Source organism: Flavobacterium oncorhynchi (assembly GCF_002217355.1).
Lineage (GTDB): Bacteria > Bacteroidota > Bacteroidia > Flavobacteriales > Flavobacteriaceae > Flavobacterium > Flavobacterium oncorhynchi.
Genome location: NZ_MUHA01000003.1, coordinates 201,871 through 216,085 on the forward strand (window position 1 = coordinate 201,871; position 14,215 = coordinate 216,085).

Consider the following 14,215-nt stretch of genomic DNA (forward strand, 5'->3'; position numbering starts at 1 on the left):
TTGCTGTCGGGATAGCATCTTTGCAGTTAAAAAACAAGTATTGAAAAATAAACTTACAGCGTTTTTTCAACGCATTATAAACTGGATTAAAAGAAACAAAATAAAATCAGCAATTGCATTTGTGCTCTTGCTGATTTACTATTTTTCGATACCTCGAACTTTATTCAAAGAACCTTATTCAACCGTTATTGAAAGCAAAGAGGGCGAATTATTAGGAGCTAAAATTGCCCGTGACGGACAATGGCGTTTTCCTTCGCAAGACAGCGTTCCGGATAAATTCAAGAAGTGTATTGTTTATTTTGAAGACGAGTATTTCTACAAACATCCAGGATTTAATCCTGGAGCGATGATAAATGCTTTTAAACAAAATAGAAAAGCAGGTAAAGTCGTTAGAGGCGGCAGTACCTTAACACAGCAAGTTATAAGATTATCCCGAAAAGGGAAGAACAGAACTTACTTTGAAAAATTAATTGAAATTATTCTCGCCACAAGATTAGAATTAGGATATTCAAAAAATGAAATTCTCGAAATGTATGCCGCTCACGCACCATTTGGAGGGAATGTTGTTGGGTTAGAAATGGCCTCTTGGCGTTATTTTGGAGTACAGTCCAATCAATTATCGTGGGCTGAAAATGCAGTTTTAGCGGTTTTACCAAATGCACCAAGTTTAATTTATCCCGGAAAAAATCAGATAAAATTATTGAATAAACGAAACCGACTTTTACTAAAATTACATCAGGAAGGTATAATCGACAAGCAAACTTATGAACTTTCTATAGAAGAACCTTTACCTCAAAAGCCATATGATCTCCCTCAAATTGCACCACATTTATTGCAGAGAGTGGCAAAAAATGAAGAAGGAATAAGAGTAAAAACAACAATTGATTATGCGTTGCAAAATCGTGTAAATCAAATTGCGAGATATTATTACAATCAGTACAAGCAAAATGAAGTTCACAATCTAGCTATTTTGGTAATTGACGTTCAGAATAGAAATGTAATGAGTTACGTTGGAAATGCTCCAACAGATAAAGATCATCAAAAAGATGTTGATATTATTGATGCTCCTAGAAGTACAGGAAGTATTTTAAAACCACTTTTGTACGGTGCAATGTTAGATGATGGTGAATTGTTACCCAATACTTTAGTGGCCGATGTTCCTACGCAGATTTCAGGATATACGCCCCAAAATTTCAATTTAACATTTGATGGCGCTGTTCCGGCGCATCGTGCACTGTCGCGTTCGTTGAACATTCCAGCAGTTTTAATGCTTCAGGAATTTACAGTCAATAAATTTTACGAAGAACTTCAAAAATTTAAGCTGAAGAACATTAATAAAACTCCTGATCATTATGGTTTGTCGCTTATTTTAGGCGGTGCCGAAAGCAATTTATGGGATTTATGCAGAACTTATGCAAATCTGTCTTCAACATTGAATTTCTATACTAAAAATAAAAATCAATACAGAACAAATGAGTTTACAGAATTAAATTATAAAAATGATTTTAAGCCCGATTTTGGATCTGAAACAGATCAAAAGAATATTTTGGGTGCAGGATCAATTTGGTTAACGTATAATGCAATGGAAGAAGTTAATAGACCTGAAGGAGACGAAGCTTGGAAGTTCTACGACAGTTCTTTGAAAATTGCATGGAAAACAGGAACAAGTTTTGGTAATAGAGATGCATGGGCCATTGGGACTAATTCAAGATATGTGGTTGGAATTTGGGTTGGAAATGCTACTGGAGAAGGAAGGCCAACCTTAACAGGAGTTACGAGTGCAGCTCCAATTTTATTCGACGTTTTTAATTTACTACCAAGGCAAAGATGGTTTGATACTCCTTATAAAGATTTAGCAGAAGTTGAGGTTTGTCGTTTAAGTGGTTACTTGGCAAAAGAGAATTGTCCGAAAATTAAACAATGGGTTTCTAAAAAAGGAAAATCAACAAAAGTTTGTCCGTATCACAGAACTATTCATTTAGATAAAACAGAACAGTTTCAGGTAAACAGCAGCTGTGAAAATGTTGAAAATATTATTGCTAAAAATTGGTTTGTTCTGCCTCCAGTTATGGCTTGGTACTATAAAAGCCAGCATATTGAATATTTACCATTACCACCATTTAAAGAAGGCTGCGAGGGAACTCAAACCTCAGTTATGGATTTTATTTATCCAAAGGCAAACAGCAAAATATATTTGACTAAAGATTTTAATAGCAAAGTACAACCTGTAATTTTAAAAGTTGCTTATTCTGAAAGAGATAAAGAATTGTTTTGGTATGTTGATGATGTTTACAAAGCCACAACAAAAACCTTTCATGAACTGCCAATTACACCGACAACAGGAATACATTATATTACAGTTGTAGATGCTTTAGGAAATGAAATTAGGCGAAAAATTGAAATTGTGAGGGAATAATTTTATTGTATAATATTAAACTTTTGGTACGCTTTTTCATTTTTTGTTAGACGTAAAGTGAGCGAAGTAGTAAAGCCTTTATATACAGATGTTTTTTCATTATTATAGGGAAGGGAATATCCAAAACCTAAATCAAATCTATTTAAAAAAGTAAATCCGCCTATTGCATAGGCATTTTTATGAGAACTTCCTGTTTTTATAAAAAGTAATTCCTTGCTGTAGGATAAATGTACATCAGGAAGTCCATAATAGTTTCCGTTGTAACTGTTTGTGACACCATATCCCGCGCCCAGAAAGAGTTTGTTTTCATTTTTGCAGTCCAAACAAAATTCTAGTCCGCCAGTGAGAAGGCTTTTGTTTGCTACTGAATAGTTTATATAGAAAATAGGCTCAAACGTAAAATCAGATTTGGTATTTTGAGCATTTACACTGAAAGAAAATAAGGCCAGTAGTACACAATAAATACCTAATTTTCCTGAATATGATTTATGAAAACTGCTAAAAGGCATAATAGAGTATTAAAATTGAAATTTTCATAAAAATATTTAAATATAAATAATTCAGTAGCTCTATTAAGTTTTTTTTATGTTATAAAGAGCTTTAATATGAAATAGTGAAAAGAAATATTCTAATGAAAACGAATACCTAGCCCAGATAGAAGCGGCATCCTTTTTCTGGCTTCTTTAGCCAAGAAAAGATACAAGCGGATAGCTGGAAATTGCTTTTGATTAAAAATATCCGCCACGAATTACACAAATTATCACAAATTAATTCGTGCTCATTTGCGTAATTCGTGGCGAAAAAAAAGGCATAAAAAAAACCGCCCCGATGCATCGGGGCGGTTTTTATTTTATTCTGTAATAACATTTCCCTTTTTGTCGTAGAAATGATATTCTAAATACGTGTAAGCGTCACGAGGTATGATTTTCACCCATTTCTTATGTTCAAAAAACCATTTTGAACGTAATGATGGAAAACCTTTGCTGAGGTATGCAGCCACAAACGGATGTGTGTTAAGCACAACTTTATTGTGGGTTTTTAAAAGTCTTTCTAAATCAGAGGTGATCTTATCAATAATTAAAATAGGTGCTTCAATTTCACCATTTTCTTTGTTAGGATCTTCTTCTCTGGTCTTAATGTTAACTTCTGGTCTTACACGCTGTCTTGTAATTTGGACTAAACCAAATTTACTTGGCGGTAATATTTTATGCTTTGCTTTATCGTCGCTCATTTCTTCTCGCAAGAAGTCGAACAAAACCTTCCTATTTTCAGGATTCGACATATCGATAAAATCTACTACTATGATTCCGCCCATATCTCGCAGACGAAGTTGTCTGGCGATTTCTGCTGCAGCAATCATGTTTACTTCCATAGCAGTGTCTTCTTGATTGGTTGCTTTATTCGAACGGTTTCCGCTGTTTACGTCAATAACGTGAAGAGCTTCGGTATGTTCGATGATAAGGTAAGCGCCCTTGCTCATAGATACTGTTCTTCCAAAAGAAGTTTTGATTTGTCTCTCTATATTGTATTTCTCAAAAATTGGAGTGTCATTTGATTGATAAAACTTAACAATCGATTGTTTTGAAGGTGCAATTTCTTGCAGATATTCCTTCGTTTGATGGTACAACTCTTCGTCATCTATTTGAATACCGCTGAAGGTATCGTTGAATACATCTCTTAATATCGAAGAAGCTCTGTTAAGCTCTCCTAATACTTTTGATGGATGATGAGCAGTTGGTAATTTTTTACACATTGCAGTCCATCTGCCAAGCAGGTTCTGCAAATCTTTTTCTAATTCGGCTACGTTTTTGCCTTCGGCTACTGTGCGAACAATAACACCAAATCCTTTAGGTTTGATCGATAGAACAAGTTTTTTTAGACGATCCTTTTCTTTTTTGTCTTCTATTTTTTGAGAAATAGAAACACGATCAGAAAAAGGAACTAGAACGATAAATCTTCCGGCAAGAGAAAGCTCAGCACTTATTCTTGGGCCTTTGGTCGATATAGGTTCTTTAACTACTTGAACTAAAACAGATTGATTGGCACTTAAAATATCAGTAATGATGCCATCTTTGTCAATCTCTTTTTCAAACTGAAAGGTTTTTAGGGAGAAATCTTTTAATTTACCTGCGCTTACAAGTTTTATGAATTTCAGTTGAGAAGCTAAATTTGGACCTAAATCGTGATAATGTAAAAAGGCATCTTTTTCGAAGCCTACATTTACAAAAGCAGCATTAAGTCCAGCAACTGGTTTTCGAATTTTGGCAATAAAAATATCACCAACCTGAAAGTTGCTTTTTTCTTCTTCTTTATGTAATTCAATTAGTTTTCCATCTTTTAATAAGGCAAAATCTACGGCTTCAGAACTCGATCTAATGATTAATTCTTTATTCACACTGTAAATTTTTATCCGTGAATTGGTTGTCGGTTGTTTGTTGATAGTTGTTGGTAAAAATAACCAAAAACCAAAAACCAAGAACCATCAACTTCTACAAGGATGGATTAAACAATATTTTAACAGGTATTGAACCCGGAGAAAACTAGCTGGCAGTTTGCAGTTTTAAGTAATCAGTGGACTGAAGACTAAATACTGATGACTGGATACTAATTTTCAATTTCAATGAACGTTTAAAAAGAAAAAAGTAGTTTAAAACTACTTTTTCTTTTTGTGACGGTTAGCTCTCGCTCTTTTTTTACGTTTGTGAGTAGCTACCTTATGTCTCTTTCTTTTTTTACCACTTGGCATATTGTGTCAGATTTATGTTAATTAATATTATTTTGCTTCGTTGTTCGTTTTTACTCCTTCTACAAAAACTTTTGCAGGTTTAAACGCAGGGATGTTGTGTGCAGGAATTTTAATTGTAGTGTTTTTAGAGATATTTCTACCAGTCTTTTCAGCTCTGGTTTTTACAATAAAACTACCAAAACCTCTTAGGTAAACATTGTCTCCAGTTTCTAATGAAGTCTTAACTTCTTCCATGAACGTTTCTACTGTTGCTTGAACATCTCCTTTTTCAAGACCTAGTTTTTCTGAAATTTTCGCTACGATATCTGCTTTCGTCATTTTCTTTCCTATTTTATTTTATAATGGTGTACTATTTTTTTGAGGTTGCAAATATAAGAATTAAAAAAATAATTAATCAAGCTAATTCGTTAAATTTTAATTACATAAACATTTACTTTTGCTTTTTAAGGATTTTAATATGGATTTTCATAACACACTGATAAAATGGTATTTACAAAACAAGCGTGATCTTCCATGGCGAAATACGACCGATCCATACCAAATTTGGCTCTCAGAAATTATGCTGCAGCAAACAAGAGTTGCGCAAGGAATGCCTTACTTTTTTGCTTTTACTAAGGAGTTTCCTACTGTTTTTGATCTTGCAAATGCCTCTGAAGAGCAGGTTTTGAAACTTTGGCAGGGACTTGGCTATTATTCACGTGCTCGAAATTTACATAAAACGGCAAAATATGTGGCATTTGATTTAGGCGGAAGTTTTCCTGCTGCTTATAAAGAGCTTTTAAGTTTGAAAGGGGTAGGCGAGTATACAGCGGCTGCTATAGCTTCTTTCTCCTATAATGAAGCGGTTCCGGTTGTTGATGGAAATGTGTTTAGAGTACTTTCGCGTTATTTTGATATTGAATCTGATATAGCGATTCCTGCTACTAAAAAAGAGTTTACTGAACTTGCATACGAATTGATGCCAAAAGATAATCCGGCAATTTTTAATCAGGCGATAATGGAGTTTGGCGCCTTGCAATGTGTGCCTAAAAGTCCTAATTGTACGATTTGTGATTTTAATGATAGTTGTGCAGCGCTTCAAAAAAAGAAGGTTATGGATTTGCCTGTAAAATCAAAAAAAGTAAAAGTTACCAATCGTTTCTTTAATTATTTAATTTTAGAAGATGCCTTAGGAAATACGCAGATACAAAAAAGAACCGCAAAAGGAATCTGGCATAATTTGTATGAGTTTCCTCTTCTTGAAACAAAGGAAATTGAAGGATTTGATTTTGTTTCAGAAGCTGTAAAAAATGATCTTTTTTGTTCTTATACTATTATAGGTATAGAGGAATATCATAATGCGGCTTTGGTGCACAAGCTTTCGCATCAGCATTTGCATATTCAATTTTGGAAAATAAAGATTGAGGAGGTAATAGAAAAGGGTGTTAATATGGTAGATGTAAAAGCATTTCCTTTTCCTATTGTAATTTATAATTTTCTAGAAAAGCAGGAATTAATTTGCTAAATAAAATGTATCTTTGGTAGAAATACCGCTATTATTATGAATGGAACATTAAACAAAGTCATGCTTATTGGGCACTTAGGCGATGATGTAAAAATGCATTATTTTGATGGAGGAAACTGTATTGGGCGTTTTCAATTGGCGACAAACGAAGTTTATATTAATAAAACAACCAATGAAAAAATAACTTCAACAGAATGGCATAATCTAGTTGTACGTAATAAGGCAGCTGAAATTTGTGAAAAATATCTTTCAAAAGGAGATAAGATATATGTTGAAGGGCGTATAAAATCCAGACAATGGCAAGCTGAGGATGGTACTACAAAATATACGACCGAAATTCAAGTTACTGAGTTTACTTTTCTTACGACAAAAAAAGAAACTGCAAATCATAAACCAAATCAAGATTCAGAATCCGCAAAAAATACTAACTTTGATGCTTCAAATGAAGGGTTGCCAATAAATGATCTGCCCTTCTGATTGTTTAACTAATTTATTTTAATTTGGACCCGGAGCCCAGTTTACTTTTTACTTCAACTTTAGACATCAATTTAATTATTGGTTTTGTCGGAATATTTATTTTACTTTTTCTATCGGCCATTGTTTCAGGAGCCGAAGTTGCACTCTTCTCTTTGTCTCAGAAAGATATCGACCAAACACTGCAGGAAAATTTCTCAAAGGGAAAAATCATTTCTGATCTTTTAGATAAACCCAAAAAACTATTAGCAACATTGTTAGTTGCCAATAATTTTTTGAATATTGGAGTTGTTATATTGTTTTCTTTCGTTGGCCGAAATTTATTTAATGGTGTTAGTTCTCCAGTTCTTAAGTTTATTTTAGAAGTCATTTTAGTTACTTTTTTAATCTTGTTGTTTGCAGAAGTTTTGCCTAAAGTGTATGCAAGCAGAAACAATATAAAGTTTGTTAATCGTTTTGTTTATCCCATTTCAGTTTTAGACAAATTGCTTACACCAATTAGTCTTCCTATGCGCAGTCTTACTTTGTATTTGCATAATAAATTAGGGAAACAAAAAAATAACTTTTCGATTAATCAGCTTTCTCAAGCTTTGGAATTAACTGATTCGGAAGGAACTTCAACAGAAGAACAGAAAATTTTAGAAGGAATTGTTTCTTTTGGAAATACAGATACCAAGCAGGTTATGAGTCCGAGAATTGATATTTTTGCTTTGGAAATATCAGAGTCATTTGAAGCTATCTGTCCGAAGATTATCGAGAAAGGATTTTCTAGAATACCTGTATATCGTGACAATATAGATCAAATAGAAGGTGTTTTGTTTGTTAAAGACTTGCTGCCGCATATTGATAAAGATGATTTTGATTGGACTTCATTAATAAGAGAAGCTTTTTTTGTTCCTGAGAACAAGAAACTAGATAATTTATTAAAAGATTTTCAGAGCTTAAAAAGTCATTTGGCTATTGTTGTTGATGAGTACGGCGGGACTTCTGGATTGGTTTCTTTAGAAGATATTATAGAAGAAATTGTAGGCGATATTAGTGATGAATTTGATGATGAAAACTTAAATTATTCTCAAATAGATGAAAAGAATTTTCTTTTTGAAGGAAAAATAAATCTAAAAGATTTCTATCGAATTGTTGATGTTGACGAAGATGTTTTTGAATCTCGCAAAGGTGAGGCGGAAACATTGGCGGGATTTATTTTAGAAATTTTAGGAAATTTCCCAAAGAAAGATCAAAAAGTGATTTTCGAAAACTGTGTTTTTACAATTGAAACAGTTGATAAAAAACGTGTTAAACAAATAAAAGTAACAATAGAATAATGTTTAAAAAAATAATTTTGGTAACTGCAATTTTGCTGGCATTAACAGTTGTAAGCTGTAAAGATGATGTTTTGCCTAAACCTGCAAGTTTCCTTAGATTAGATTACCCAGAGGCAAAATATGTCAATTTTGAAAACAATTGCCCTTTTGCTTTTCAAATGAATGAAGACGCTGTAATTAAAGGCGAAAAAGACTGCGGATTTGCAATTACGTATCCAAAGATGAAAGCGACAATTTATTTGACCTACAAGCCTGTAAATGGAAACATTGACAAGCTTTTGAGAGATGCTCAGAAACTTACTTATGAGCATGTTATAAAAGCTGATGATATTCTAGAACAGCCCTATTTAAATCCTGAGAAAAAAGTATATGGAATGTTTTATCAGGTTGACGGAAATGCTGCTACAAACTCACAATTTTATGTAACAGATAGTACAAAGCATTTTGTAATAGGTTCTGTTTATTTTTATGCAAAACCAAACTTTGATTCGATTATGCCGGCTGCCAGCTATATCAAAAATGATATGCAGCGATTGATGGAAACATTAAAATGGAAGTAAGAAGAGATAAAAACGGCGTTCAATTGAACGCCGTTTTTACTTGTAAGTTTTAAACTTAAGATTTGAAATTTAAAACTTTGTATGTTTTTCCGTCACCAGTTTCTTGAACAACTTTTGTTAAGTTTTCTTGATTTTGAACAGTTTTGTCAAAAGTAACAGTTGCCGTTTTTTTGTCAAAATCAACAGCAGCTTTTTCTACTCCTTCTAAATTAGATAGTTCTTTCTCGATTGTTTTTGCACATCCCATAGCGCAAGTCATTCCTTCGATTTCAAAACTTGCAGTTTGTACATTCTCAGCCGCTATTGCTTTGTGCTCTTTTGGAGCTTCTTTTTCGGCTTGAGCTTTAATTAAGCTTAAGCTTTTGTCTTCTTCTTTTTTGCAGCTTACAAATGCTAAACTTGCAATTGCTATAACAGCTATAGTTTTTGTGAATTTCATTATGTATGATTTTAAGATATTTGATATGTTTGTTGCAAAATTAATAAAAACCAAGAGGTTAGTTCGTAAAATAATTACAAATTTGCAGTAAAATACTATTTATGGATGCAAAACAGTTGAAGTGGGGTTATTTACTGGTGCTTTCGTTGATCTGGGGAAGTTCTTTTATCTTAATTAAAAGAGGTTTAGTTGGTTTGACGGCAGTTCAGGTTGGTTCATTCCGAATAATTTTTGCAGCCTTATTTTTATTTATTATCGGGTTTAAGAGCTTGAAGAAAATTTCACGCCGTCAGTGGAAATTTGTTGCAATAACATCTTTTTTTGGAACTTTTACTCCAGCATATCTTTTTGCAATTGCCGAAACTGAAGTTGATAGTTCTATAGTAGCGATTTTAAACTCTCTAACGCCTTTAAATACATTGGTTTTGGGAATTGTTATTTTCGGAATCCAATTCCAGAAACGTCAGGTTCTAGGTGTTTTTGTTGGATTAATCGGATGTTTGTTATTAGTTTTAAGCGGAGCTTCATCGCATCCAGGACAAAATTACTATTATGTTATTTTAGTAGTGATTGCAACTATTTGTTATGCGATAAATGTCAATTTAATCAAAAAATATCTGTCAGATCTAAATTCGGTGAGTATCACAACTGGAAATTTTATGGTTTTGCTTTTACCGGCATTAATCATTTTAAGCACGACCGATATTTCTCATAGAATAGATATTGAAACCGCACAGCATTCAATATTTTTTGTAATGATTCTTGGGGTATTAGGAACTGGAATTGCTAATGTTTTGTTTTTTAAACTGATTCAAATTTCTTCACCTGTCTTCGCAACATCAGTAACATATCTAATTCCGATAGTTGCTTTTTTCTGGGGATTGTTAGATAACGAAATGTTGACTCCAGTTCAGTTTTTTGGAGCATTTGTTATTTTGCTTGGTGTTTATTTATCGGCTAAGAAGTAGGCTTTTAGTAGTAGATGTGAGATGATATCGATTGTCAGGCTGAACGAAGTCGAAGTCTTTTACGCCCTTCGACTTCGCTCAGGGTGACAAAACGAGAAATAAAAAAGCTTTGTCAAAGTTTTAAACTTTGACAAAGCTTTGAAAAAATCTTAGAGCCTTAGCGACTTAGTGGCTCAGAACCTTTCTAAAGAAAATCTGCATCCGAAACACCTTCATTGATCTTGATATCAGACATTTTAATGTCTAATTCAAAACCTACATTTTGTATTAAGTTAAAAGGAACTTTTACACCTTTTACCTCTTTGTAGTCGTTAAAGTTTGTTATTTGTGTATTTGATTTTCCGTCTTGTTCACGAGTTTTAGCTTCTGCAGTTTTTAATCCTGATTTTACATCGTAGAAGTAAGTTGTTTTTCCATCTTTGATTGCATAAGCATCGCTTCCGTTAATTGGTTCAATACCTTCAACTTTCAAATCTGCTCTTTTAACTAACTGTAATTCTTCAAAAGGAGCTGCATTGGCTTTCATTTCGGCAAGATCATTTCCTTCAAGGTTTTTACGTTTTCCTTGTTGTTCGATATATGCACCTTTGTCGTTTACAACTTGTTTCATTAAATTCATTGGTCCCATTGCAAGAGACACCATCATTTTTCCTTTTGAATCTAATTTTGAAGTAAAAGTAAGTGGAGATGGAGCTTGCGGAACTGTTGTAGTTCCGTTCATATAAAGGGTTTTTACAGCTGTTACTGCTTTTTCTCCACCAATTGCTTTAATGTAGTTTTCGAAAACAGTTTTAGCAGTGATCCCAGTTGGAACCTCTTTTTTTGTTGCTGGTTTCTCAACCGGATTTCCGTATTTGTCAAAATAATAAATCGGAATTTGAAGTTTTTCCAAGCCTGTAATTACATCAGAACCTTTTCCAGCGATTACAATTCTCATATTGTCCAGTAAGAAATATTTATTCGCTACACGGTAAATATCATCTGCAGTAACATTGTTAATCGTTTGGATGTATTTTTCGTAGAAATCAGCAGGAAGCTTTTCTGTTTCGATGTTTAGAGCATAGCGCGCTACGGCTTGCGGTTTTTCGACCTGCATTACAAAACGGCCAATGTATCCAGCTTTTACATTTTTAAGAACATCTTCAGAAACTTTTTCAGTTCTGATTCTTTTTATTTCTTTTATAAATTGAACAACTGCGCTGTCTGTAACGGTGTTTCTAACTGCAGATGAAGCTTTGAATTTAGTTACATATTTTCCGCTTCCAATACTTGAGCTCGCTCCATAGGTCCAAGCGTGCTTCTCACGTAAATTCATATTTAAATAACTGTTGAAATCACCTCCCAGAATTTGATTTGCAATTGCGGCAGGGAAAAAATCAGGATCACTCATTCTTAAATTTACGGTATTTACCAATGAAATTTCAGATTGAACGGCATTTGGCACATCCACAAAATCAATTTGAAGTTTAGAAACATTCTCTGGATTTGGATAAGTGTTTTTTGGAGCGGCTTGTTTTTTCCAACCACTAAAAAGTTTTTCGACTGCAGCTTTTGTTTCTTTAAATTTAATATCTCCAATAATTACCAAATAAGCATTTTCAGGAACAAAATAAGTATTGTAATTGGCTTGAACATCAGCAAGTGTTACATTTTTTACCGTTTGTTCAGATAAATATTCTCCAGAAGGATGGTTTTTTCCAAAAGCCAAAACGTCAACTACACGATTAGCAATTGCGGGAACACTTTTCTCGTCAGCTTTAAGACCTTCTAGCAGCTTTGCTTTTTCCTTATCAAATTCAGCTTGAGTAAAATTAGGTTGTAAAGCTCCTTCGGCTAAAAGTTCAAGAACTCTTCCTGAATATTTAGAAAGTGAGCTGGCATAGGCTCCTGATGAAGAGAAATTAATGTTGGCGCCATAAAAATCTATTTCTTCATTAAAACTTTCTTTTGTAGTTTTTTTGGTTCCGTTGCCAATCAAACTGCTGGTTAGCTCATCAACGCCTTTTTTATTTCCTTCGGCAAAAGGCGCGTTGTCCAGCGTAAGATTGAAACTTACTCTAGGTAATTTATGATTTTCAACTATCAAAACTTTCATTCCGTTTGCCAAAACAAAAGTTTGCGGTTTTTTGATGTTGACTACAGGCGGATTTCCTGGTTTTGGTTGTGGACGATCTTGTGCTTGCATAATTCCAGTTAGGAATAAAAGGATTAAAACTGTATGTATTTTTTTCATGATTCGAGGCTCTTAATTTTGAACTTTAGTTGAAGGGATGTAATCTAAAATTAAACGCTGATTTGGGTTTAAATACTTTTTGGCAACTTCTCTAATTTCTTCTCTTGTGATAGAGTGGTAAAGATCAATTTCAGTATTAATCAGGTTTACATCGCCATAAAGTAAGTAATATGAAGCTAGATTTTCAGCAATTCCTTCAACAGTTGCATTTGCGTTTACAAAATTGTTGTCGAATTTGTTTTGCAGTTTTTCGTAATCTTTCTCAGAAATCAGATCAGTTTGAATTTTTACAATCTCTTCGTCCATTTCTTTTAAAACATCTGCAGTTGTATGCGGTGCCATTGGTAGGCCATATAAAATATATGTTCCGTAATCTTCCTGGCTGAAGCCGACTGCTCCAATTTGAAGTGCCATTTTTTTGTCGTCAACTATTTTTTTGTATAGCTTAGAACTTTTTCCGTCGCTTAAATACGAAGAAATTAGATCTAAAACCCTAGCATCTCTCGTTTTCATAGATGGTGTTCTGTATGAAGCGACAATCATTGGAATTTGAATGTTTGGATCTTCGTAAGTTGCTTTTATTGTTTTGGTAATTGGTTCTTCGATAAAAGTTTGTTTTTTTACCTCTTCACCTCTTGGAATTGGAGCAAAATATTTTTGAATCCATTCTTTAGTTTTGGCTTTGTCAAAATCTCCTGCTACTACTAAAACAGCATTATTTGGAGTATAGAACTTTTTGTTAAATGCTTGGAATTCTTCAAGAGTTGCAGCATCTAAATCTTTCATAGAGCCAATTGTAGTCCAACGGTATGGATGGTTTTTGAACATGTTCTTTTTAACCTCAGGTAAGATGTTTCCGTACGGCTGGTTGTCATAACGCATCCTTTTTTCTTCCTTAACAACTTCATTTTGTGTTTCAACGCCAATTTTATTGATAATTGGATGCATTAAACGTTCTGACTCCATCCATAAACCTAGTTCTAAACTGTTAGATGGGAATACTTCGTAATAATAAGTTCTGTCATCCGAAGTGTTGGCGTTGTTGACACCGCCATTTGCGGTAACGATTTTCATCCATTCTCCGCGTTTGATATTTTGAGTTCCTTCAAATAATAAATGTTCAAAGAAATGTGCAAAACCAGTACGATCTGGGCGTTCGTCTTTTGAACCAACATGGTACATTACAGAAGTGATAACAACAGGAGCAGAGGGATCATTGTGTAAAATTACATGCATGCCATTGTCTAAATTGTATTCTTCAAAAACTACTTTTTGAGCATGAGCAACTCCGCCAAGCATTAGTGCAGCACTTAACATCATTATTGAATTTTTCATAGAGATTAATAATTTTTATTTACCTAAATAATAGGTAGTCCTGAATTAATTATAGTTACATCAAAAATAGTTTTTTTTGCGTACTTTTTTTAAATTTTAAGCGATACATGATTAATTTAACAGTATTTTACACCTGTTTGTGGTTTTAAATAGCAGTTGAAGTGCTTGAAAAAGAGACTTTAGGGTAAATTAAATATTTTTAGAATTAGGAATTGCAC

At 33.5% G+C, this 14,215-nt stretch carries 12 protein-coding genes; 6 read left to right on the plus strand and 6 right to left on the minus strand.

The features are described from left to right. Positions 1-40: 40 nt before the first annotated feature. Positions 41-2,416 (plus strand): penicillin-binding protein 1C, encoded by a 2,376-nt coding sequence (gene pbpC / locus B0A75_RS01970; protein ID WP_089052614.1) that lies wholly within the window; start codon positions 41-43, stop codon positions 2,414-2,416. Between the two features lie 2 nt (positions 2,417-2,418). Here the strand turns inward: pbpC and B0A75_RS01975 are convergent, their stop codons facing one another. From B0A75_RS01975 to B0A75_RS01985, 3 genes are all read right to left on the minus strand, one after another. Further along, complete coding sequence (locus B0A75_RS01975; RefSeq protein WP_089052615.1) at positions 2,419-2,925, minus strand: hypothetical protein; 507 nt, start codon at positions 2,923-2,925, stop codon at positions 2,419-2,421. A 341-nt stretch (positions 2,926-3,266) separates the two neighbouring features. Further along, positions 3,267-4,811 carry an Rne/Rng family ribonuclease gene (locus tag B0A75_RS01980; protein WP_089052725.1) on the minus strand — a complete coding sequence of 515 codons (1,545 nt, stop codon included), beginning with the start codon at positions 4,809-4,811 and terminating at the stop codon, positions 3,267-3,269. A gap of 378 nt (positions 4,812-5,189) precedes the next feature. Next, positions 5,190-5,480 carry an HU family DNA-binding protein gene (locus B0A75_RS01985; RefSeq protein ID WP_007805026.1) on the minus strand — a complete coding sequence of 97 codons (291 nt, stop codon included), beginning with the start codon at positions 5,478-5,480 and terminating at the stop codon, positions 5,190-5,192. A gap of 139 nt (positions 5,481-5,619) precedes the next feature. On the opposite strand from B0A75_RS01985, the gene mutY reads away from it, so the two are divergent. The 4 genes from mutY to gldD are packed head-to-tail and all read left to right on the plus strand — an operon-like array spanning position 5,620 to position 9,022. Beyond that, positions 5,620-6,666, plus strand: a complete 1,047-nt coding sequence (gene mutY / locus B0A75_RS01990; RefSeq protein ID WP_089052616.1) for an A/G-specific adenine glycosylase — start codon at positions 5,620-5,622, stop codon at positions 6,664-6,666. Between the two features lie 36 nt (positions 6,667-6,702). After that, positions 6,703-7,143, plus strand: a complete 441-nt coding sequence (locus tag B0A75_RS01995) for a single-stranded DNA-binding protein (RefSeq protein ID WP_089052617.1) — start codon at positions 6,703-6,705, stop codon at positions 7,141-7,143. Between the two features lie 23 nt (positions 7,144-7,166). Next, the gene (locus B0A75_RS02000; RefSeq protein ID WP_089052618.1) at positions 7,167-8,462 is read left to right on the plus strand and encodes a gliding motility-associated protein GldE; all 1,296 of its coding nucleotides are present in this window, start codon (positions 7,167-7,169) and stop codon (positions 8,460-8,462) included. Beyond that, complete coding sequence (gene gldD, locus B0A75_RS02005; protein ID WP_089052619.1) at positions 8,462-9,022, plus strand: gliding motility lipoprotein GldD; 561 nt, start codon at positions 8,462-8,464, stop codon at positions 9,020-9,022. Before B0A75_RS02000 ends, gldD begins: the two co-directional genes overlap by 1 nt. Before the next feature lie 55 nt (positions 9,023-9,077). Here the strand turns inward: gldD and B0A75_RS02010 are convergent, their stop codons facing one another. Continuing rightward, on the minus strand, positions 9,078-9,461 hold the full coding sequence (locus B0A75_RS02010; protein ID WP_089052620.1) for a heavy-metal-associated domain-containing protein: 384 nt from the start codon (positions 9,459-9,461) through the stop codon (positions 9,078-9,080). 101 nt (positions 9,462-9,562) lie between these two features. Here B0A75_RS02010 and B0A75_RS02015 point away from each other — a divergent pair, with 101 nt between their 5' ends. Next, the gene (locus B0A75_RS02015) at positions 9,563-10,429 is read left to right on the plus strand and encodes a DMT family transporter (RefSeq protein WP_089052621.1); all 867 of its coding nucleotides are present in this window, start codon (positions 9,563-9,565) and stop codon (positions 10,427-10,429) included. A gap of 184 nt (positions 10,430-10,613) precedes the next feature. Here B0A75_RS02015 and B0A75_RS02020 read toward each other — a convergent pair whose 3' ends face one another. Together B0A75_RS02020 and B0A75_RS02025 are read right to left on the minus strand one after the other, a co-directional pair. Further along, the gene (locus B0A75_RS02020; protein WP_208861254.1) at positions 10,614-12,662 is read right to left on the minus strand and encodes a M16 family metallopeptidase; all 2,049 of its coding nucleotides are present in this window, start codon (positions 12,660-12,662) and stop codon (positions 10,614-10,616) included. Between the two features lie 12 nt (positions 12,663-12,674). Then, positions 12,675-13,997: a M16 family metallopeptidase gene (locus tag B0A75_RS02025; RefSeq protein ID WP_089052623.1), complete on the minus strand. Its 1,323-nt coding sequence runs from the start codon at positions 13,995-13,997 to the stop codon at positions 12,675-12,677. Positions 13,998-14,215 lie beyond the last annotated feature (218 nt).

Coding starts and splice junctions, on each gene's coding strand:
- B0A75_RS01975 (WP_089052615.1), bottom strand. CDS start 2,925: ATGCCTTTTAGCAGTTTTCATAAATCATATTCAGGAAAATTAGGTATT.
- B0A75_RS01985 (WP_007805026.1), bottom strand. CDS start 5,480: ATGACGAAAGCAGATATCGTAGCGAAAATTTCAGAAAAACTAGGTCTT.
- mutY (WP_089052616.1), top strand. CDS start 5,620: ATGGATTTTCATAACACACTGATAAAATGGTATTTACAAAACAAGCGT.
- B0A75_RS01995 (WP_089052617.1), top strand. CDS start 6,703: ATGAATGGAACATTAAACAAAGTCATGCTTATTGGGCACTTAGGCGAT.
- gldD (WP_089052619.1), top strand. CDS start 8,462: ATGTTTAAAAAAATAATTTTGGTAACTGCAATTTTGCTGGCATTAACA.
- B0A75_RS02010 (WP_089052620.1), bottom strand. CDS start 9,461: ATGAAATTCACAAAAACTATAGCTGTTATAGCAATTGCAAGTTTAGCA.
- B0A75_RS02015 (WP_089052621.1), top strand. CDS start 9,563: ATGGATGCAAAACAGTTGAAGTGGGGTTATTTACTGGTGCTTTCGTTG.
- B0A75_RS02020 (WP_208861254.1), bottom strand. CDS start 12,662: ATGAAAAAAATACATACAGTTTTAATCCTTTTATTCCTAACTGGAATT.
- B0A75_RS02025 (WP_089052623.1), bottom strand. CDS start 13,997: ATGAAAAATTCAATAATGATGTTAAGTGCTGCACTAATGCTTGGCGGA.